We start from the raw sequence: 20,066 nt of genomic DNA on the forward strand, positions 1-20,066 counted from the left end.
CGTAATTAATTCACTGGCCGTCGTCCTGTGGGCATAGGTATGGTCGCCGTCGTACCTCGCTCTGACGGAAGGGGAGCCTGTCATGGCAGCCACACAGCTCGGTTATTCGAGCACGGTCCCGCGCGCTCTGGTGCACAGAGAGGCGTTGGCGGAAGTGTTTCTGACCGACTATCAGCCACAAGGGGACGGCCTGTCGGTTGCCGCTCAGCTGCCGCGCACGCACAGTTACTACAACGATCACACCAGCAACCCCGCACTGTACGACCCCCTTGTGATCATGGAGGTGCTGCGGCAGTGCGGCATCCTTGCCTCGCACTGCCTCCTCGACGCGCCGCAGGAGTCGAGCATGGTCTTCGACGCTGCCACGCTGGACGTGCTCGACATGCGTCCGCTGCGCATCGGGGCCAGGCCCACGCACGTCACGGTCGACTTCCAGCCGGAGCAGGTGAAGCAGAGGGGCGGGCGGGCCAGCGGGGCGGTGTTCCGGGCTTCCGTCTCGGTGGACGGCGCCGTGGTCGCGCAAGGGTGCCTGGAGTGGCGGTGGATGACGCGCCGGACGTGGCAGGCCCTGCGGGAACGGGCCCGGGCATCGCTCGATCTGACGCCCCGTGCCCACCTCACCGAGTTGCGCCTGCCGACCTACCTGGTCGGCCGGGGGTCGGCGCAGAACGTCGTACTCGCCGGTGCCGAGGTCGAGGGTGACCAGGTGACCGGACACGTGGTGGTCGACAGGGACCACCCTGGCCTCTTCGATCACCCGTTGGACCACATATCGGGCGCGCTCATGTTCGAGGCGTTCCGCCAGACCGCCCTCTACGCCGCGAGCGAGGTGCACGGCCTCGCTCCACGAGGGCTGGTCGTGACCTCTGTGGCCACGGAGTTCCTGCGGGTCGGGGAGTTCGAGCTGCCGACCGACTGCAGGGCGCGGGTCGGTGCGGTCGGCACGGACGGCGTCGCGGTCACCATGGACATGGTGCAGGAGGAGCACACGATCGCCACGGCGCGTTTCGGCCTGGCGCGGTCCTGCTTCGTGGCCCCCGCGGCCGCGGCCGAGCTGGTGTCGGTGTGACGGCGGGTTCCCGGGCCGGGGCCGGCCACAGTCCCGCGCTGATGGTCTGGTTCGACTTCGGCGGGGTGCTGTCCCCGCCGTTGGACGAGCTGTTCCGGTCGTTCGAGAAGAAGACCGGTATCACCCCGGAGCAGATGCAGAACGCGATGGCCGAGGTAGGGCGTGAGCTGGGGGTCCCGGCCCTCGAACCCATCGAGCTCGGCACGATGCCCGAGGCCAGGTGGGCCGCGTTGCTCTCCGCGGCGCTGCGGCGGAAGTGGCCCGAGGTCGATCAGTCGCGGGCGGACTGGGACCACTTCGGACGGCAGTGGTTCGACGGGATCACGGTCAACGAGGGCATGGCCGCCGCGGCCCGGCGGCTGCGCCGGGAGGGCTTCCGGGTGGGCGTGCTCTCCAACAACGTGCGGGAGTGGGGGCCGTACTGGAAGAAGATCGTCGATTCCGTGGCGTTCGATGCCGTGGTCGACTCCTGCGACCACGGTGTCCGCAAGCCGCAGCCGGAGATGTACGCGCTGGCCGGGCGGACCGCGCGTGTGGCGGCGGAGGACTGCGTGCTCATCGACGACCTGGCGGAGAACTGCGCCGCCGCCGAGACGGCCGGCTGGACCACGGTCCACTTCCGCGACACCCGCCAGGCCCTTCTCGAACTGAGCGCGGTCACCGGTGTCCTGCTGTGCCGCATGCCCTGATGAGTCACGACCACATCCTTTCTCTTCTGGAGCACACATGACCACCCTCGTTCCCGAAGTGGCCGGCGTCGAAGGCATTCCGAACCTCGACCCGGTCCCCGCCTTCACTCCGCTCGCCGAGCGCAGCCGGGGTGGCGTCAGCCAGATCGTCCTGCCCAGCGGGCACACCGCCTTGCACCTCACCCGCTACGCGGACGTACACCGGGTCCTCACCGACCCCTCCTTCGGCCGCACCGCCACCAACACCGAGGACGGGCCCAGCTTCCTGCCGACGATCATGCCGAAGGAGCTGCTGCTCAACCTGGACGCGCCCCACCACGCGCGGATGAAGACGTTCGTCAACGCCGACTACAGCGCGTCCGGTGTGGAGAAGCTCAGGCCCGTCGTGCGCGAGCTGGTCCTCGACAAGGTGGAGCGCCTGCGGGCCGAGGAACGGCCGGACCTCTACGCGACGGTCCTCGACCGGCTGCCCGCCGAGGTCAACGGGCGTTTCCTCGGCATACCCGACGCCGACATCCCGTTCTACCGCCCGCTCGCGCACACGGTGCAGATCGCCTCCCACGACGACGTCCCCGGACTGGTGGAGGACTTCACCGCTCTGTACGGATACCTGACGGACCTGGTCACCGGCGCCCGGCCGCGTGCGGAGGGCGGTCTGATCGACCGCTTCGTGGCCGCGCGCGGTACCGCGGCGGAGCCCCCGCTGAGCGACGCGGAACTGGTGGGCATCCTGCTCGGTTCGGTGCTCGGCGCGGACCAGAACGTGCTGTCCGTCGCCTCCAAGATCGTGTACACGCTGCTGTGCAGGCCCGTACTGTGGCAGCGGCTGGCCGACCGCCCCGAGGACACCGGCCTGATCCTGGACGAACTGATCCGGCTGATCCCACTGGGCAACATCTCCGCCTTCCCCCGTCTGGCCACCCGCCGGGTCGAGGTCTCGGAGGGCGTCATCGAGGAGGGTGACGTGGTGTACCCGGACGCCTTCCAGGCCAACCGGGACCCGGAGGTCTTCCCCGACCCGCTGGTCGTCGACCCGGACCGGCAGGGCAAGAGGCATCTGCAGTTCGGGTACGGGATGCATCACTGCATGGGCGCGGCCCTGGCCCGGATGGAGATCACCGAGCTGCTCACCGTCCTCGCGGCGGAGCTCCCCGGCCTCGCCCTGGCGGCGGACGCGGAGACCCTGCCGTGGGACAGCGGGGTGATCCTGCGCCGCCCCACGTCGCTGCCCGTCCGCTGGTAGCACCGACCGCACGACGTCCACCGGAGCTCCCCCGTCCGCGTGTGCCCCGCTCACACGCGGACGGACCGTTTCACACGCCGAGTGCCTCCCGCGGAAGGACGTCCGCCGTCACCGGCGGTGACGGATTGTCCGCGATGAGCCTCAGCAGGCCGGGGAAGCGGTCCTCGATGTCCTGCCGGCGCAGTTGCGCGCTGCGGCTGTTTCCCCGGTCGACCTGCCGGATCAGACCGGCCTCCCGCAGGATGCGGAAGTGGTGGGTGCGGGTGGATTTGGACACCGGCAGACCGAAGGACGTGCAGGTCCGCTCGGTGTCCTCGGACTGGCGTACCAGTGTGGCCATCACGTGGTAGCGCAACGGGTCCGACAAAGCTCTGAGCACGGTGAAAAGGTCCATCTCCCCGGTGGTGGGGTGCCCTTCGGTGTCCGGCATGCCGCTGCTCCTCACAGGGTGTGCTTGCTGCGTCGTCGCATCCCCTCAAAGGTACTACTTGCATCCGACCTCTATCTCGTGCCAGCTTTAGGTACGACAGAAACCGTACCTTCGAGGCGGCGGTTCCGCGTGAGTGTTCACCGCCATCCGGCGCCCCGAAGAGACGTCCGCTCAACGAATCCGGAGCCTTCCGTGGCCTCATCGACCACCGATCCCGTGTCATCCGCGCACTCCGCCGCTCCCCCCGCCGCCGCGGACGCCCGGACGGGTGCGGCAGCACCGGGCGGCGCGGGACTGACCCTGTTCGCCGTGCTGCTCGCGGTGTTCGTCGTCCCCACCTCCATCTCCGGCACGGCCGTCGCCCTGCCGGACATCGGCGCCGACACCGGCGCCGGATCGGCCTCCCTCCAGTGGGTGGTGAACGCGTTCAACGTCGCCTTCGCCTGCTTCACCCTGGTGTGGGGAACGCTCGCCGACCTGATCGGCCGCATCCGCGCCTTCGCGCTGGGCGCAGCCGTCTTCGCCATCGCCTCGGCGGCGTGCGCGCTCGCCCCCAACATCTACGTGCTCGACGGCGCCCGGGCGCTGGCCGGCCTGGGCGGCGCCGCGATCTTCGCCTGCGGCAGCGCGATCCTGTCGTCCGCCTACGACGGCCCGGCCCGCGCCAAGGCATTCGCCCTGTTCGGTACGGTGGCCGGGGTCGGCGTGGCCCTGGGGCCGACGGTGTCCGGCCCGGCGGTCGACGCGCTGGGCTGGCGCTGGATCTTCGGACTCCAGGCCGTGGTACTGGCCGTCGTCCTGCTGTGCGTGCCGGCGATCTCGCGGCGCGTGAAGGAGCAGGCTGCCCGCACCGGACGCCTGGACGTACGCGGCGCGGTGGTCTTCGTCGTCGCCATGGCCGCCCTGACCTACGGCATCGTCCAGGGCTCCGCGTGGGGCTGGGCCTCTCCCGGCACGCTGGGCCTGCTGGTCTTCGCCCTGGTGCTGCTGGCGCTCTTCTCCGCACTCGCCAAGCGCACCGAGGCACCCCTGCTCGACGTGTCGCTGCTGCGCAACCGGCGCTTCGTCGCCTACACCCTGGTGCCGGTCGCCGCCTCCTTCGGCTTCGTCACCCAGCTCACGTACCTGCCCTCGTACCTGTCCACCGTCGCCGGGTTCAGCGCCTCCACCGCGGGCGCCACCATGCTGCTGCTCACCATCCCCGTTCTGGCGTTGCCCATGGTGGGTGCCAAGCTGGTCGAGCGGGGCGTCTCGCCCATGGCCGTCGTCTTCGCCTCGCTGGTGTGCCTCGTCGTCGGCGACCTGGCGCTGCTCCTGATCGGCCCGGACGCCTCCTTCACCGTGATGGCGCCCGCCATGCTCGTCACCGGCGCGGGCATGGGTCTGTCGGCCGGACTGGTCGACGGCCAGGCCCTGGAACTGGTCGAACCCGCCAAGGCGGGCATGGCCGCCGGCTTCATCAACACCCTGCGCCTGGGCAGCGAGGCGATCGCGGTCGCCGTCTTCGGTTCCCTCCTGGCCTCCCTGGCGGCCGACCGCTCCTCGACCGACCCGGCCGGCGGCTACGACAGCGCCTTCCACACCCTGCTGTGGGTGATGGCTGTGGTCTGCCTCGTCCTCGCCGCCCTCGTGGTCACCCTGACCCGCGGCTCGTCCCGCACGGAACAGGCCGGGTGACACCGGTGACCTCCTCCAGCTCCGAGGGCACCGCCCGGGCGGCCCGGCGCGTGCCGGTGGCCGTCGTCGGCGGCGGCCCGGTCGGCATGCTCGTCGCCGCCGAACTCGTCCGGTACGGCATTCCGGTCACGGTCGTCGAACAGAACCCCGCCACGCTCGACGTCCCCAAGGCCGGCACGCTGCACGCGCGCACCGCCCAGACGCTGAGCCGGCGCGGTTACCTGCCCGTGACCGAGCCCGCCCCGCACCTGCTCGGCGTGGAGCGCGCCCAGCCCTTCCACTTCGCCGGACTGCCCGGACTGACGATCACCGGACCCGCGGTGGAGGGCGAACCCATCGTCGGCCGGTCACAGGGCGACCTGGAACGCCTCTTCGAACGCGTCGCCCGCGAGCACGGAGCCACCGTCCTGCGCGGCCACCGCGTCGTCGCGCTGGAGCAGGACGAGGAGGAGGTCACCCTCACCCTGGAGGGCCCCGACGGCCCGTCGCACCTGCGCGCCGACCATGTCGTCGGCGCGGACGGCGCCCGCAGCCTGGTGCGCGAACAGACCGGCTTCACCTACGAGGAGCACCTGCCACGCACCCAGGCCGTGCTGGGCCTGGTCGACCTGGACGAGCCCCACGCCGCGCCGCCCGGCTGGACGGTCACCGAGCACGGCTGGACCGTCATCGGCCCGAATCCGTTCGGGCCCAGCCGGGTGGCCGCGTTCGACTTCGCCGGTCCCCGGCCCGACCGGCGCACCCCGCTGACCCTGACGGAACTCAAGGCCACCGTCTCCCGGATCGCGGGACGGGACATCCCCATGCGCAACGCCCGCTTCCTCGACCGTTTCAGCGACTACTCCCGGCTCACCCACACCTACCGCAACGGCCGGGTACTGCTGGCCGGGGACGCCGCCCACGTCCACTTCCCGGTCGGCGGCCAAGGGCTCAATCTCGGCATCCAGGACGCGGTCAACCTCGCCTGGCGCCTCGCCCACCGCCTCCAGGGATGGCCCGGCGCCGGCCTGCTCGACGACTACACCGCCGAACGCCGGCCCGCGGCCGCCCGCACCATCGACAACACCCGCGCCCAGCTGGCCCTCATGACCCCGGGCGCCGCCCACGACCCGCTGCGCGCCCTCTTCACCGACCTGCTGCGCAACCCGGCGGTCAGCAGGCAGATCGGCGACATGATCAGCGACCAGGACGTCCGGCTGCCCAGCACCCCCGGGCAGTCCCCCTGGACGGGAACCTTCCTCCCGAATCTCCCGCTGCTCGTCGACGGCGGCCGGACCGGGGCGGCGAACCTGACCCGGTCCGGCCGCATCCAGTTGCTCCTGCTGGACTCGGCCACGGCAGCCGAGCTGGAGAAGGCCGCCGCCCCCTGGCAGACGGCCGTGGACGTCGTCCACGCCGGCGCGGAGATGTCCTTGCCCTTCACCGCCCTGCTGCTGCGGCCGGACGGCTACCTCGCGTGGGCCGACGACGGTACGGCCGCCGGCAGCCCCGGGCTGGAAGCCGCCCTCGACTCGCTTCTCGGGCGGCGCGTCCCGGCCCCCTGACCCCACCGACCCGCCCACAGCAAGCCCACCCCCGGAGGTCCCACGTGGAGGGAACCCGCATCACGGCCCTCGGCCACTACCAGCCCGCCCGCGTCCTCACCAACCACGACCTGGAGCAGCTGGTCGACACGGACGACGCCTGGATCCGCAGCCGTGTGGGCATCCGCACCCGGCACATCGCGGACGACGACGAGACGGTCGACTCCATGGCCGCCCAAGCCGCCGAGAAGGCACTGGCCGGCGCCGGTGTCGCCGCCGGCGACATCGACCTGGTCCTCGTAGCCACCTGCACCGCGGAGCACCGGGCTCCCAACATGGCCGGTCGCACCGCGGCCCGGCTCGGCATTCCGCACCCCGCAGTCCTCGACATCAACACGGCCTGCTCGGGCTTCAGTCACTCCCTCGCCCTCGCCGATCAGGCCATCCGCACCGGTTCGGCCACCCGCGCCCTGGTCGTGGGATCCGAGAAGTTCTCGTCCGTCACCGACTGGACCGACCGCACCACCTGCATCCTCGTCGGCGACGGGGCGGCGGCGGCCGTGGTCGAGCCGGCCGCCACCCCGGGCATCAGCCCCGTCGTGTGGGGCTCCTTCCCCGACAAGGGGTCCGCCGTGCGGATCGAGGGCACCCCGGCCCGCTTCGCCCAGGAGGGCCAGACCGTCTTCCGCTGGGCCACGGGCGAACTGCCCGCGCTGACCCGCGCGGTCTGCGAACGGGCCGGCATCGCACCACAGGAGCTGGCCGCGGTCGTCCTGCACCAGGCCAACCTCCGCATCATCGAGCCGCTGGCGGCCCGGCTCGGAGCCGTCAACGCGGTGGTGGCGACCGATGTCACCGACTCCGGCAACACCTCCGCGGCCAGCGTTCCGCTCGCCCTGTCCAAGCTCCTGGCCGAGGGAGCCGTCACCTCCGGAGCCCCGGTCCTTCTCTTCGGCTTCGGCGGCGGACTCGCCTACGCCGGACAAGTCGTCACCGCCCCCTAAGGGGTGCCGTCCCGGCCCCGTCGGCACTCCGCGGCGCCGAACACCCGACAGGAGCAGAGGAAATGAACGGCATCGGCACCACCGGCGCGCCCCGGCCGGCAACCGTACGGCTCGGCCGCGGCGGCCCGGCCGTGGGCATCCAGGGGCTGGGCTGCATGGGCATGAGCTTCGCCTACGGGCCCACCGACATCTCCGAGGCCCGCGCCACACTGGCACACGCCCTCGACCGGGGAGTGACACTCTTCGACACCGCGGACGTGTACGGCGCCGGCGCGAACGAGGAACTGCTCGCCCCGTTCCTCGCGGCCCACCGCGACGACGTGGTCATCGCCACCAAGTTCGGCATCTCCATGGACCGCCGTGACCCCACCCGACGCACCGTCCGCGGCGACCGGACCTACGTCCGCAGCTGTATCGAAGGCAGTCTGCGCCGCCTGAACACCGACCACGTCGACCTCTACTACATGCACCGCCGCGATCCCGCCGTGCCGATCGAGGAAACCGTCGGGGCCATGGCGGAACTGGTGACCGAGGGCAAGGTGACCCACCTCGGCCTCAGCGAGGTCACCGCCGCCGAGGTGCGCGCCGCCGCGGCCGTCCACCCGATCGCCGCCATCCAGTGCGAGTGGTCACTCTTCAGCCGGGGCGTGGAGGACGGCGTCGTCCCCGCCGCCCGGGAGTCGGGGGCCGCGCTGGTGCCGTACTCCCCGCTGGGCCGGGGCTTCCTGGCCGGCCTGTTCCGCGACGCGGAAGAGGAACTGCACCCGGCAGACCTGCGGCGCATCCTGCCCCGGTACACCGGCGAGGCCGCCCGGTCGAACCAGGCGCTGCTGTCCCCCTTGCGCCACGTCGCCCGCAGGCACAGCGCGACCCTCGGACAGATCGCCCTGGCCTGGGTCCACCACCGGGCAACCGCGCACAGCCTGCCGGTCGTTCCCATACCCGGCACACGCCGGCCCCAGCGGGTGGCCGAGAACACCGCGGCCACCCGCATCACCCTCACCCCCGACGACCTGTGCCTCCTCGACCCGCTGGCGGCCCAGGTCGTCGGGGCGCGCTATCCGGAGATGACCACGCCGTCATAAGGGACGGTGTCGTCCACGACAGCCAGGTCTTGATCCCGCTCGTGCAGGACCGGGTGCGTCAAGCAGCCGCTCGGCACGACGTCCACGCGCGTCATGGCCGGCCCGCGCGGCCTCGCGATCAACCCACCGCCAGGACGGACGGTGCAGCCACTTCAGCCGGGGAACACGCCGTCGAGCGGGAGATTCCCGGCGGCCGCGAGCGGCGACAACAGGTCGAGGACGTACTTGCGCTGACCGGACTCCAGCTGCCGGCCGGTGTCAGCGGCCCGGTCGCTCGGGTGTCCGCGCCCTCGTGGTCGCTCCCCGGTTCACCGCACGGCTCGACGGACTCGACGGTCCGGGGCTGGAGACGGCGGAGCTCCGGCTTTCCGGACGCGGGACGCGGGACGCGGGCAACCGCATCCTGACGGACCCGCAGGGCGCCACAAGTGCCGCCGGCGTCTACGCGGCCGGCCACGTCGCAGGCCTCACGGAGACCGTCATCGGCGCGGCCGCCGGTGCGAAGGCGGTGGGGTTCGGCTCGGTGGAGCCGGACCTCGATGAGCGGGCGGTCGCGCTCCCGAAGAGAGCGCGCTTCCGGATCACCGCGGTGACCCGGCGTCCCTCACCCGACTCCCTCCGCCACCACCGCCAGCGCCGAGCGCAGGGTCGCGGCCAGTTCGGCGCGGGCCGTCGCCGGGTCGGCGGGGATGGCGGCGGTGTGCCAGGCGTGGTGTTCGACCGCCGCGCGCAGCGCCCCGTTGAACATCGCCGCCTGGATCGCCGGCCGCAGGTCGCCGTCGGGCAGCCCGGCCCGTTCGGCGAGGGCGCGGGCGAACGCCGGTTCGGCCTCGTCGTGCGTCTGGAGCCAGACGGCGCGCAGCCCCGGCTCGGTGCGGGTGAGCCGTACCAGCGCGCCGACGGTCGCCCGGTCCGGTCCGGCGAGCAGACGGCCGCCGGTGCCGTTCTCCGCACCGGAGCCGGAACCGACGCCGGAGTCGAAGTCGAGGGCCTCGTCGAGCGGCCGGCCGGGGCGCCAGTGGCGCAGCGCCTCCGCGATCAGCTCGACGCCGGCCATGAGCAGCGGCCGTACGCAGCTCTCCTTGCTGGGGAAGTAGCGCCAGACGGTGCGCGCGGAGACGCCGACCGCCTGTCCGATCTGCTCGCCGGTGGTGGCGGCGACGCCCTGGGTCACGAAGAGGCGCACGGCGGCGTGGGCGATCTCCAGCCGGATCTCGGCCTTGCGTTCCTCGGTCAGGGGCGGCCGTCCCGTCCGTCCGCGGCCTGCGGTCACGTGCTCCTCCGTCTTCCTGTGGCGCCGGTGGTCGCTGCTCGGGAATTCTCCCCCACGACTTTTTGTCGCTCGACGACATTAAGTCGTAGGGTGCGGGCGAGGGGTGCGACGCCCCCTGCCACGCGCGGAACAGAGGAGCAGCACATGGCCGGCGGACGCAGTGTGATCGTGACGGGGGCGGCATCGGGCATCGGGCGGGCCGCCGCGCTGGCCTTCGCCGCACAGGGCGACCGCGTGGTGGCCGCCGACCTCGACACCGAGGGCGCCGCGGCGGTCGTGCGGGAGGTGGAGCGGGCCGGCGGTACGGCGGTGGCCGTCGCCGGTGACCTGAGCGAGCAGGCGGTGGTCGACCGGGTGGCGGCCACCGCGGTGGAGCGGTTCGGCGGGGTGGACGTGCTGGTGAACAACGCCGGGATCATGGACCGCATGTCGGCGCCGGCGGACGTGAGCGACGCCGAGTGGGAGCGGGTGATCCGGGTCAACCTCACCGCCCCGTTCCTGCTCACCCGCGCCGTCCTGCCGCACATGCTGGCGGCGGGCAGGGGCGCGATCGTGAACACGGCCTCCGAGGCCGCCCTGCGCGGCAGTGCCGCCGGCGCCGCGTACACCGCCTCCAAGCACGGGGTGGTGGGGCTGACCAAGTCCCTCGCCGTGATGTACCGGGGGCAGGGCATCCGCGCCAACGCGGTCTGCCCCGGCGGCACGGCGACCGCCATCTCCATGGACGCCGACCGGAGCGCCCACGGCCCGGCGACGATAGCCCCGCACTTCGTGAACCTCGGCCGGGTGGCGCGGCCCGAGGAGCAGGCGGCGGCGATCGTGTTCCTCGCCTCGGACGCGGCGAGCAACGTCAACGGCGCGGTACTGCCCGTCGACGACGGCTGGTCGGCGGTCTGAGGCGGGGACGGCTTCCGTACGGCCACGGCCTCGCGTCGGCCACTACGACGCCGTCAGGAACCGGCGGGCCAGCCGCTGCCCCGTCCGCTCGACGGCCGACCGGTCCTCGACGGTGTCGACCCGGCTGCCCTTGAAGACGATGTACGTGACGCCGGAGGGCACTCCGCCGGCGCGCGGGTCGGGCCGGATGCCGAGTTCCTCGGCCAGGGCGTAGGACCCCTCGCCGACCACGCCCCGCGGACCGACGTCGCCGACGACCGCGTACCGCACCCGGTCCCGGTACACCACGGCCGCGACCGAGCCGCCGGTGATGCCGTGGTCGCGGTGGTCCCAGGCGGCGTCGGCCCCGGGCACGACGATGTACGGCAGGCGTTCGGCGTCCAGCGGCCGGCCGTCCGACCGCGTGAAGGCCGTGGAGGCGGTGAAGGCCGGATCGGCGGCGCGGTTGCAGCGGGCGCCGGGCCGCCCGTCGCAGTCGACGTCCAGGTCGGCCTTCCAGAACACCGCGCCGGGCGTCCCGCACACCGGGATGTCGGCCGGTCTGCCGGCGTCGCCCCGGTAGCGGCCGGGTGCTACGGGGTCGCAGTCGCGCACCTTCGCCAGCAGGCCGGCGGCGGTGACGGCGTCGTCGCCCGGTTTCTCCCGGACCTCCTCGAAGGCGGTGCGGGCATGGGCCTCGGCGCCGGGGCGGGCCGGGGGCGCGTCCGGGAGCGTCGTCGGGGCGAGCAGGGCGGCACTGGCCGCGACGAGCGTCAGCGACTGGGCGCGCGTCATGGGTCTCTCCTGGGACGTCGGCGGGAACTGACGGGTACTCAGCCCCAATGTCCGGCCGCGTCCACCGCGCGGCCACCGGAGGAGGGCCAGACGGTGCACGCCGGGTACGCCGACGCGAGACGGGCGGCCGGCGCCTGATCGGCTCCGGCCGCCCGCACGGCGCGGCACAGCGACGACAGCGGTTCGCGCCCTCGGCCCAACTTTCCCGTCGAGTCGCGGAGTTGGGCCGTCGTGGACCTCAGCATACGTAACTCTTCCGAGTGACCGCGAACTCCCACCCACTTGATGTGGCCGCGTCAGCGGGGTCATATTGGTCCGGACCATTTCCGTCGGCCCGTCCGGGAGGCAGCACCGTGCCAGCCGTGTCCGCTCCCGCCGGCCCCCGGCGCCCGCGCCCCCTCCCCCGCGTCGCCCTGCTCTGCGCCGCGTCGGCGCTGGCCGCCTCCTGCGGCTGGGGAGGCGCGGCCGGGGACGGGGACGAACCGCCGCCGGGGGCGCCGACCGGGGTCACCGCCGAGGCCGGGACCGCGACCAGCGTGCACGTGATGTGGAATACGGTCACCGGGGCCGACGGCTACGAGGTCTACCGCGGGCGGACGAAGGTGCGGGAGGTGTCCGGCTCGGAGCGCATGGTGGACGTCACCCGGCTCCGGCCGTCGACCGCCTACGCCTTCACCGTGCGGGCGCGCGACGAGGACGGGCGTACCGGGCCGCCCAGCGGGGAGGTGCGGGCGACCACGCCCGCGGCCGTCGCGGAGGACCACACGCCGCCCGCCCCGCCCTCGGACGTCCGGGGGCGGGCCGCCGGCGGCCGTGCGGTCCAGCTCTCCTGGAACACGGCGACGGACGACCGGGAGGTGGTCTCCTACGACGTCCACCAGGGCGGCACCAAGATCCACAGCGTGGGCGGGGACCAGACGGCGGCCGTGGTGACGGGGCTGCGGCCCGGCCACCGCTACGCCTTCACGGTCCGGGCCCGGGACGCGGCCGGCAACGTCTCGGCGGCCGGCGGGCCCGTCCGGATCAGCACGCCGGGCACCGACGACGGGCGGGCCACCGCCCCTGCCGGGCTGCGCGCGAGCAGCCACCGCGCCGACGGGGGGTACCACATCGACCTCAGCTGGGTGCCGCCGGTCACGGACGGCGTGGTGACCGAGTACCGGATCCAGCTCGACGGGGAGCCGGCCACCTCGCTCGTCTACGGGGGCGACGCCCCGCGCGACCGGGCGGAGCACAGCTTCTACGCGGGCCGCGAGGCCGGCGTCACGCACCGGGTACGGGTCCGGGCGAAACTGCCCGACGGGACCTGGGGCGGCTGGTCGGCGGAACGGACCGTCACCACGGGCGCCCGGAACTGACCGTACGGTACCGGCGTCGTCCGCCGATGAGCACTTCTGGACATCTCGGTGAGCTTCCCGGTGAGCAGTCGCCGACGGCAGTGTGGACGCCGCGACGGCACAGTCCGGACGGGAGCGGCGCGGTCACCTCGTCCGCCCGCACGACCGTGCCCTCGCGCACCCGGGCACCAGCCGTCCCCTCGGCCCGCGCCCGCATGCCGACGTACTCCCGGAACGCACCGGCCCCCGCCCACCGGCGGGGGCGGACGCGGTGGCGCCGACCGGGCATGAGACCAGAGGAAGACACGTGCACAGTTCGTACGCTCACCAGGCAGGCCAGGCCGACGCGGCGCTCCAGGCCGACCGGCCGCGGATCCCGGTGACGATCCACGCCCAGGACCCCCTCTCGCAGGCGGGGACGCGCAGTCAGCTGCGTGAGCTGCCGGACCTCGACATCGTCGAGTCCGCCCGGCCGGCCTCCGGCGCGGTGGCCGTGCTGGTCGTCGAGGCGCTGGACGAGGAGGCGTACGCCCAACTGCGCAAGATCCTGCGCACCGACGGCTCCCGGTCCGTCCTGGTGGTGAGCAGACTGCGCGGCCATGAACTCCTCGACGTCATCGAGTGCGGCGTCGGCGCGGTGGTGTGGCGGCACGAGGCGACGGCGAGCCGTCTGCTGGAGGCGGTCCTCGCGGCCTCGCGGGGCGACGGCCACCTCCCCGCCGACCTGCTGGGCAGGCTCCTGAACCAGGTCGGCACCCTGCACCGCGGCACCGCCTCCCGGCCGGCCGTCCCCGCCGGGCTGTCGCTGCGGGAGACCGACGTGCTGCGGCTGATCGCGGACGGGCTGGAGACGCGGGAGGTCGCCGCGAAACTGGCGTACTCGGAGCGCACCGTCAAGAGCGTCCTGCAAGGTCTTACCATGCGGCTGCATCTGCGCAACCGGACGCACGCGGTGGCGTACGCCCTGCGCGAGGGCCTCATCTGACACCGGACAGGCCCCCCTCGCCCCCGCTTCCCGCGTCCCGTTCACCGGCCGCCTCACTGTTTTTCCGCCTCGCCCGCTGCTCCGGCACACCGTCCTCGGTGTACGCCTTGGGCGGCCCGTACACGGTGGGGCGCTCGGCCGGGGAGACCGTGACGTGCCGGGCGTTGCTCCTGGCGTGCGTCTTCAGGGTGATGGCCTCGCGGTCGACGTCCTGCGCGGCGAGGAAGTCGCGGACGGTCCGGGCCCGCCGCGCCGCCGGCCTCGCCAGGGGGCACCGCACCGCCCTTGGCGTAGGCGTCCACCGTGACGGGGGTGCCGGTCTCCCTCGCGGTGGCGGCGATCTGCGCCAGGTGGTCCCGGGAGAACGGCATCAGTCGCGCGGTGTGGCCGTCGAAGAAGAGTCCCGGGACGTGGGCGACGGTGAGGATCATCGGGTTGAGCGCGGTCTTCTTGCGCGCGTCGTGCAACATCGCTCCCGGGCCGGGGCCGTACATCTTGAAGTACCACATCCCGCCCAGGGCGTTCCTGGTCTCGTTCGTGACCTCCCGGTACTGCTGCCTGGCGGCCGCGACGACCTCCTCCTGGAGCTGCCCGGCCCGTCTGCGCGGCTCGGCCAGGAGGGTGACGGAGGCGCGCTCCGCGATGAGGTCCTTCTGGGCGTCGAGGCAGTCGATGAGCCCCCGGATCCGGTCCCCGAACCGGTCGGCCAGGGCGTGGGCCAGGTCCTCCGGGGCGAACTCCTTGGCCCACAGGTTGCGGTTGCAGTTCTCCAGGGTGATGTGGTGCGTGCCGTCGAGGCTGTTCGCCACCATCGCGCCGAAGTGGTAGTCCCGGACGCGGTTGTTCTGCTTCCTCGGCAGCCTGCGCGAGTAGTCGGTCCGGTCGCCCCGGCCGTCGGGGAGGTCGGGGTCGGGGACGGTCTGGGTGGTCAGTCCCTCGCCGGCCCGGGGCCGGGCGTACTCGCTCACGCCGATCCGCTCGGCGTTCTCCCGGGTGTGGGCGGCCCCCTGGTACAGCGCGTCGCCGTACTCCCCGCCCGGCGCCGCGATCACGTCGCCCTGCGCCGTCTCGGCCGCCTCCCGCGGGGTGCGCGGGCCGTTCTCCCGGGTCATCGCGTGCGCCGGCCGGGGGGTGCCGACCTTGCCGCGCGGTCCCATGCAGGCGGCGACCGAGTCGCCGGCGGCGTCGCGGAACACCGCGTGGTCCAGCGCGCCGCCGAGCCCGCGTTCGGCGACCTCGACGCACTGGTGCTCGGTCAGCTTCAGGTACGCGTTGCGCGGGTCGGTGCCCCTCTGCCCCTCCAGCACGGGACGGACGACGACGAGCATGTCCCCCTGCGCGTTGGCCACCGCGTGGTCGCCCGTGATCAGCCGGAGCCTGCTGCCGCTCGCGGCCAGTTCGCGATCGCCCCGGTGCATGACCTCCATCTGGGCGTAGAACTCCTTGGCCTGGTGGTCCCCGTTGAGCGCGAGGGACCCGTCGCCCGACCAGTGCGGGTACGCCTCGGACAGCGGCGTGTTCGCCCGCACCCCGACCTGAGGCATACCGGTGGCGGGGTCGAGGCCGACCGTGATCGAGGGTTCGGCGGTGGCGAGGGCCGGCAGTGCGTCGGGCCTGATGCCGAGCTGGTCGGGGACGGTGGGGTGCTCGTCCGTCACGATGCGCTGAACGGCGGGAGCGGGGGCGCCGTCGCCGTGCCGCCGCTCCCCCACGGCCCGGGTCACTGCGGCGTTGCCCGCCGGCCGCTGCAGCGCCAGCAGGCCGGCGGCCCGTCCCGGCGGGTCCGCCCGCCGCGGCGCGGCTGCCCGGCCGTCGGCGGCCGTACCCGCCCGTTGTCCGCGCGTGCGCACGGCGTGTCCCCCCTCCTGAAGACTCGAATGTTCACTGTCCGGGTGTCCCGGCGGGGCCCTACCGCTCGACCGGCGCGGGCGGGAAGTCCCGCGCGGTCGACGTCCCGGGCTGGTCCTGGTCCTTGACCCGGCCGGCGTGCAGGGCCGCGAAGAGCGCGTCGTCGACCGTGCCGGTCGCTTCCAGGCCCAGGGACCGCTGGCAGGAGGCGACGCGCTGGGCGAAGAGGTCCTCGGCGACGTTGCTCGCCCGGCCGTCGGCGCTCCTGAGGTAGTGGAGGTCGGCCTCGACATAGCCCCGCAGCGCTTCCACGTCACCGGCGTCGTACTCCGAGTTGTCCGCCCACACGAGGATGCCGTTCATCCAGACGACGTCCGGGTTCTCGTCACCCGGCTGGACGGAGGACGTACTGCTGCCGAAGTGGGCCATCATCAGTGCCGTCATCGTGGACCGGCCCAGGTTGCCCGGGCCGTCCGTGGTGGCCGTGACCCCGCCGTACCGGGCGTCATTGGCCTCCTGGAAGCACGTGACCGCCGCTGTGGTCGCCTCGTCCATGACACCCGTACGCACCGTGCTCGTCAGCCGGCAGGGGTCCGACGCGTTCAGGGTGCTCAGCCGTACCTGGGCGAACTGCACGAACAGGTTGGGACCGTCCCCCGGGCGGAACGGCAGCGGTCCGGCGGCGGTCTCCCGCTGCTCGGCGTCCGACGCACCGGACCCCCCGGAGCCGCCGGACCCCGAACCCCCGGACCCCGCGCCGGAGCCGCTGTCCTCGGCGTCGCCCCCGGAGGTACCGGGCGCTTTCTCCGGGCTGACCAGGGGCGCTTGCGAACCGGGCGCGTCCGGCGAGGACCCGGGGGCGGGCGCGAGGTCCGCGGCGACCTCGTCGGTCCGCTCCGTCGCCAGGCTGCGCAGCTGCGGCTGATATCCGAACCACAGGACGGCGAAGGCGATGGCGAGCGCGGCGGTCACGCTGAGGCAGGTGGCGAGCCAGCGGGGCAGCACGCCGCGCTGCACGAACACGCCGTCGGTGTCGTGCGGTTCCGCGCCGGAGCGGTGGACGCGCAGGGTGTACGGCCGTTCCTCGCTCGCCCCGAACCACGTGATCCCCCGGGGCTTCAGCCTCACCTTCACGAAGGCCGCGCGGCCGGGTTCGATCCGCACGTTGGCGGGGCTCAGCTCGTAGTCCAGCTGGTCGCCGTTGTCGGAGCCGGTGAGCGACGCGGTCAGCGGGGTGTTGCCGAGGTTGTCGACGGCCAGCCGCGGCCGGCCGCTGAACCGGCCCTTGACCGTGTGGGGTACGAGTTCGGCCCGCAGTTCGGTGAAGGGTGTGACGGTGAGGGTGCCCTCGACGACGGTCGCCGCACCGGTCTGCTCCGTGGGGGTGACCCGGATCGCGTACGGGTGCGGGCCCGCGGCCGCGTCGGGGGTACGGGGCAGCGCGAAGGTCAGCTGCGCGGTTCCGGTGGTACCGGGGTAGAGCCGCAGCGTCCGCGGCTCCACGGCCGTCCACGGCGCGAGGTCGCCGACCGCTTCAAAACGGTACTCGTCGACGATGTCACCGGTGTTGCGCAGCCGCATCCGTACCGTCACGTCGGTACCGGGGTCGACGGTGGTGGAAGCGGGTTCGAGGGAGGTCCAAAGGCTCACGGGCCGACAGTAGGCAGCGGCCCGAACGGTGTCAGCGTCCAGGAGGGCGGGGTTGTCGCCCGTCCGCGCGGCACCGGATGCCGCGCCCGGCCGTGTCCGTTCCCGGCCGTCCGGTGCCGTCCGGTGCCGTCCGGTGCCGTCCGTGACGCCGGCCACGGCGCCGGCCGCGCGATCGGGCAGGGGCCGCCGGGCCCTTGCCGGGGCCCGGCCGCGGACGGACGCGGCACCCGCCGGGCGGGCGCGGCGGCGTTGGCCCGCCCGGCGGGGACCGCCCTTCCGGGCGCGCCCGCTGCCCCGCCGGGCGGATCGCGGGCGGCCGTCCGCGCTCCGGCACCGTACGCGCGGGCCGCGCGCGGCGGCCGTCGCGGCACGGGGGTCCGTCGCGGCACGGGCGGCCGGGAGCGCCGAGCGGCACCGGCTCGCCCCCGTGGGGCCCGGTCGTCAGCTCAGCGCGCGCAGCGCCCGCTCCCGCTCCCACAGCGCGTCGCACACCAGGTCGATGCCGAGCGTCAGATGGCGGCGGTAGGTGCTGAACGGCAGGCCCAGCCGCTGCGCGGCGCCCTGCTGGGTCCGCACGCGCTGGAAGTAGGTGGTGTACAGGGCCTGGTACGCCTTGGGGTGGCCTGCCGTCCCCTTGAGCCGCTCCACGGTCTCGGCCAGCAGCGAGCGCAGCAGGTCCGTGGGGTCGGCCTCGCTGTGGCGGGCCCGGTCGTCGAGGAGACCGGTGTGCAGCAGCGGGCTGCTCTCCAGCGCGCTCGGCTTCAGGACGCAGCGCAGCGCGTCGCGGACCGCCGCCCGGAACTCCTCGCCGCCCAGGGCGGCGGCGGGGGCGTCCGCCCGGCCGGCCGGCGGGCTCGGGTGCAGGGCGCCCGGCTGGGTGCGGTCGAACCAGATCTCCAGGGGCGTGACCCGCCAGTCGCAGCCGAAGGTGGTGAAGACCCGGTCGTTGTCCCAGGGCGTCTCGGCCACCTGCCGGTGTCCGAGGTGGTGCATCAGGCCGCTCCACAGGGCGGCGTCCGGGGAGACGATGAAGGACCACGCCAGGTTCCGGGAGCGTATCCAGTCGCGGCAGATCCGCAGCTGCATCAGGTGGCCCACCGTCGAGATGCCGCCGTAGTCGGCCGGGTAGACCATGAACCGGGACATCAGCAGGTGCTGGCCGGGGCGCAGCGGGGCGACGGCGTCCACGTGGTGCCAGGCCGCCGCCGCGACGGGGTCCTGGTCGGCGCCCTCCCCCGGCGTGGTCAGCCGGAGCCAGGCCATGAAGGCGACGAGTTCGCCGGTGCGCGCGGAACGGTAGGCCCAGAAGCCCTCGGGGTGCCGCCCGAGCCAGTGGCGCACGAGACGGGCGGAGCGTTCGCCCTCCGTGTCCGCGGTCATCCGGACGGCGGTGTCGTGGTCCTCCGGCCGCAACGGGTCCTCGTACACGTCGCCTTCGCGGGTGATGCCGGTGAAGTACGGCCCCATGGGGCCGTAGCGCTTGAGATGGGTCAGCGCCCGGATGGCGGCCATCGCCTCGTCCTCCGGCGCGTTCTGCGCGCGCTGCAGGAGGTGGTGGCCCACCACGCGGTGCATCCGCTCGTATCCCTGGGCGTCGCGCCAGCGCAGGTCGCGGTCGATCACCTCGGCCGCGGTCTCGTGCAGGAAGAGGCCCTGCCGGCCGAGCTCGGCGTACGGCAGGCCGCGCAGCCACGCGAACATGCGGGGGGCGTCTTCCTCGCCGACGACCGCGCGCAGCAGGCCCTCGGTGGTGACGAGGGTGTGGGCCGCCGTCTCCAGGGCCAGCCGCTCGTGTCCGGCGGGCAGCTCACCGACGAGCGAGGTGAGCAGGTCGGTGATGACGTCGGGGGTGGGGGACCAGTCGTCGGCCGTCGAGGACTCGGTGACGGCGACGCTCGCGGCGAGGCTGAGCGCCAGGGGGTGTCCGCCGGCGAAGGCGAACACGGCGTCCCGCAGGTCCTCCCGGACGCCGCGCCGCTCCAGCAGGGTCCTGGCGTCGTCCCGGTCGAGGGCGGCGAGCGGCAGGACCTCCAGGATGCCCTGCCAGGCGACGTCGTGCACCCAGTGCGGGGCGGGGGCGAGCCGGCTGGCCACCACGACGGCCGAGCCCGCGGGGAGGTCCGGGAGGTAGCCCTCCCGCAGCCAGTCCTCCAGTCCCTGGCAGTGCTCGAAGGCGTCGACCAGCAGGACCGCCGGCCGGCCGGCCTCCGCCGGCGTCTCCACCGTGTCGGCTTCCAGCGCGAACCCGGTCGGCGAGGGGTCGATACGGCGGCCGTCCACTCGGGTCACCCGCCGGCCGCGGGTCAGCGCCTCGTCGGCGTACCGTCTGAGCAGGGCGGACTTGCCGACTCCGCCGGGGCCGTGGACGTAGAGCACGGACGGGGCGGCGGGGTCCTCGGTCAACGCGGCCCGGAAGCGGGCGAGTTCGCGGGAGCGCCCGATGAAGGCCCGTTCACGGGCGGCGGACAGGCGGGTGGACAGCCGCGGACTTCCGGAACGCATGATCGGCAATCTAACACCCGGCCGGGTGCGGGCCCCGGCGTGCTTCTCCTGGTGAGACGCGTGCACGCGGCCGCGCGGGA

At 73.6% G+C, this 20,066-nt stretch carries 16 protein-coding genes; 10 read left to right on the forward strand and 6 right to left on the reverse strand.

The annotated features are described in order from the left end of the window. The first annotated feature begins 82 nt into the window (after positions 1-82). From ACZ3IG_RS26185 to ACZ3IG_RS26195, 3 genes are read left to right on the forward strand one after another with little or no spacing between them, the layout of a single operon-like run. Entirely contained in the window at positions 83-1,069 is a 987-nt protein-coding gene (locus ACZ3IG_RS26185; protein WP_467435080.1) for an AfsA-related hotdog domain-containing protein, read from the forward strand. Continuing rightward, entirely contained in the window at positions 1,066-1,758 is a 693-nt protein-coding gene (locus ACZ3IG_RS26190; RefSeq protein WP_467435081.1) for an HAD family hydrolase, read from the forward strand. The genes ACZ3IG_RS26185 and ACZ3IG_RS26190 overlap by 4 nt, the downstream gene beginning before the upstream one ends. A gap of 37 nt (positions 1,759-1,795) precedes the next feature. Continuing rightward, positions 1,796-3,001: a cytochrome P450 gene (locus ACZ3IG_RS26195; protein WP_467435082.1), complete on the forward strand. Its 1,206-nt coding sequence runs from the start codon at positions 1,796-1,798 to the stop codon at positions 2,999-3,001. Positions 3,002-3,071: 70 nt separating this feature from the next. Here ACZ3IG_RS26195 and ACZ3IG_RS26200 read toward each other — a convergent pair whose 3' ends face one another. After that, entirely contained in the window at positions 3,072-3,431 is a 360-nt protein-coding gene (locus tag ACZ3IG_RS26200) for an ArsR/SmtB family transcription factor (protein ID WP_467435083.1), read from the reverse strand. Between the two features lie 192 nt (positions 3,432-3,623). Between ACZ3IG_RS26200 and ACZ3IG_RS26205 the strand changes: the two genes are divergently transcribed. The 4 genes from ACZ3IG_RS26205 (at position 3,624) to ACZ3IG_RS26220 (ending at position 8,720) form a co-directional block, all read left to right on the forward strand. Continuing rightward, a complete protein-coding gene (locus ACZ3IG_RS26205; RefSeq protein ID WP_467435085.1) occupies positions 3,624-5,108 on the forward strand; it encodes an MFS transporter in 1,485 nt (494 codons plus the stop codon). Between the two features lie 5 nt (positions 5,109-5,113). Next, the gene (locus ACZ3IG_RS26210) at positions 5,114-6,652 is read left to right on the forward strand and encodes an FAD-dependent monooxygenase (protein ID WP_467435086.1); all 1,539 of its coding nucleotides are present in this window, start codon (positions 5,114-5,116) and stop codon (positions 6,650-6,652) included. A 44-nt stretch (positions 6,653-6,696) separates the two neighbouring features. After that, positions 6,697-7,635, forward strand: coding sequence for a beta-ketoacyl-ACP synthase III (locus tag ACZ3IG_RS26215; protein WP_467435087.1), 939 nt, complete (start codon positions 6,697-6,699; stop codon positions 7,633-7,635). Between the two features lie 62 nt (positions 7,636-7,697). After that, positions 7,698-8,720 carry an aldo/keto reductase gene (locus ACZ3IG_RS26220; RefSeq protein WP_467435089.1) on the forward strand — a complete coding sequence of 341 codons (1,023 nt, stop codon included), beginning with the start codon at positions 7,698-7,700 and terminating at the stop codon, positions 8,718-8,720. Between the two features lie 604 nt (positions 8,721-9,324). Here ACZ3IG_RS26220 and ACZ3IG_RS26225 read toward each other — a convergent pair. Next, positions 9,325-9,993: a TetR/AcrR family transcriptional regulator gene (locus tag ACZ3IG_RS26225; protein ID WP_467435090.1), complete on the reverse strand. Its 669-nt coding sequence runs from the start codon at positions 9,991-9,993 to the stop codon at positions 9,325-9,327. Between the two features lie 144 nt (positions 9,994-10,137). Here ACZ3IG_RS26225 and ACZ3IG_RS26230 point away from each other — a divergent pair, with 144 nt between their 5' ends. Further along, on the forward strand, positions 10,138-10,890 hold the full coding sequence (locus ACZ3IG_RS26230; protein WP_467435092.1) for an SDR family NAD(P)-dependent oxidoreductase: 753 nt from the start codon (positions 10,138-10,140) through the stop codon (positions 10,888-10,890). A 42-nt stretch (positions 10,891-10,932) separates the two neighbouring features. Here ACZ3IG_RS26230 and ACZ3IG_RS26235 read toward each other — a convergent pair whose 3' ends face one another. After that, the gene (locus tag ACZ3IG_RS26235) at positions 10,933-11,664 is read right to left on the reverse strand and encodes a glycoside hydrolase family 75 protein (protein ID WP_467435093.1); all 732 of its coding nucleotides are present in this window, start codon (positions 11,662-11,664) and stop codon (positions 10,933-10,935) included. Positions 11,665-12,026: 362 nt separating this feature from the next. Here ACZ3IG_RS26235 and ACZ3IG_RS26240 point away from each other — a divergent pair, with 362 nt between their 5' ends. Both ACZ3IG_RS26240 and ACZ3IG_RS26245 read left to right on the forward strand, forming a co-directional pair. After that, the gene (locus ACZ3IG_RS26240) at positions 12,027-13,022 is read left to right on the forward strand and encodes a fibronectin type III domain-containing protein (protein ID WP_467435094.1); all 996 of its coding nucleotides are present in this window, start codon (positions 12,027-12,029) and stop codon (positions 13,020-13,022) included. A 286-nt stretch (positions 13,023-13,308) separates the two neighbouring features. Beyond that, positions 13,309-13,986 (forward strand): helix-turn-helix transcriptional regulator, encoded by a 678-nt coding sequence (locus ACZ3IG_RS26245; RefSeq protein WP_467435095.1) that lies wholly within the window; start codon positions 13,309-13,311, stop codon positions 13,984-13,986. 53 nt (positions 13,987-14,039) lie between these two features. Here ACZ3IG_RS26245 and ACZ3IG_RS26250 read toward each other — a convergent pair whose 3' ends face one another. From ACZ3IG_RS26250 to ACZ3IG_RS26260, 3 genes are all read right to left on the reverse strand, one after another. After that, positions 14,040-15,836: a hypothetical protein gene (locus tag ACZ3IG_RS26250; RefSeq protein WP_467435096.1), complete on the reverse strand. Its 1,797-nt coding sequence runs from the start codon at positions 15,834-15,836 to the stop codon at positions 14,040-14,042. A gap of 58 nt (positions 15,837-15,894) precedes the next feature. After that, entirely contained in the window at positions 15,895-17,484 is a 1,590-nt protein-coding gene (locus ACZ3IG_RS26255) for a COG1470 family protein (RefSeq protein ID WP_467435098.1), read from the reverse strand. 441 nt (positions 17,485-17,925) lie between these two features. After that, entirely contained in the window at positions 17,926-19,986 is a 2,061-nt protein-coding gene (locus ACZ3IG_RS26260; protein WP_467435099.1) for an AAA family ATPase, read from the reverse strand. Between the last annotated feature and the right edge of the window lie 80 nt (positions 19,987-20,066).

It is taken from the genome of Streptomyces sp. NPDC016677, from assembly GCF_055562815.1.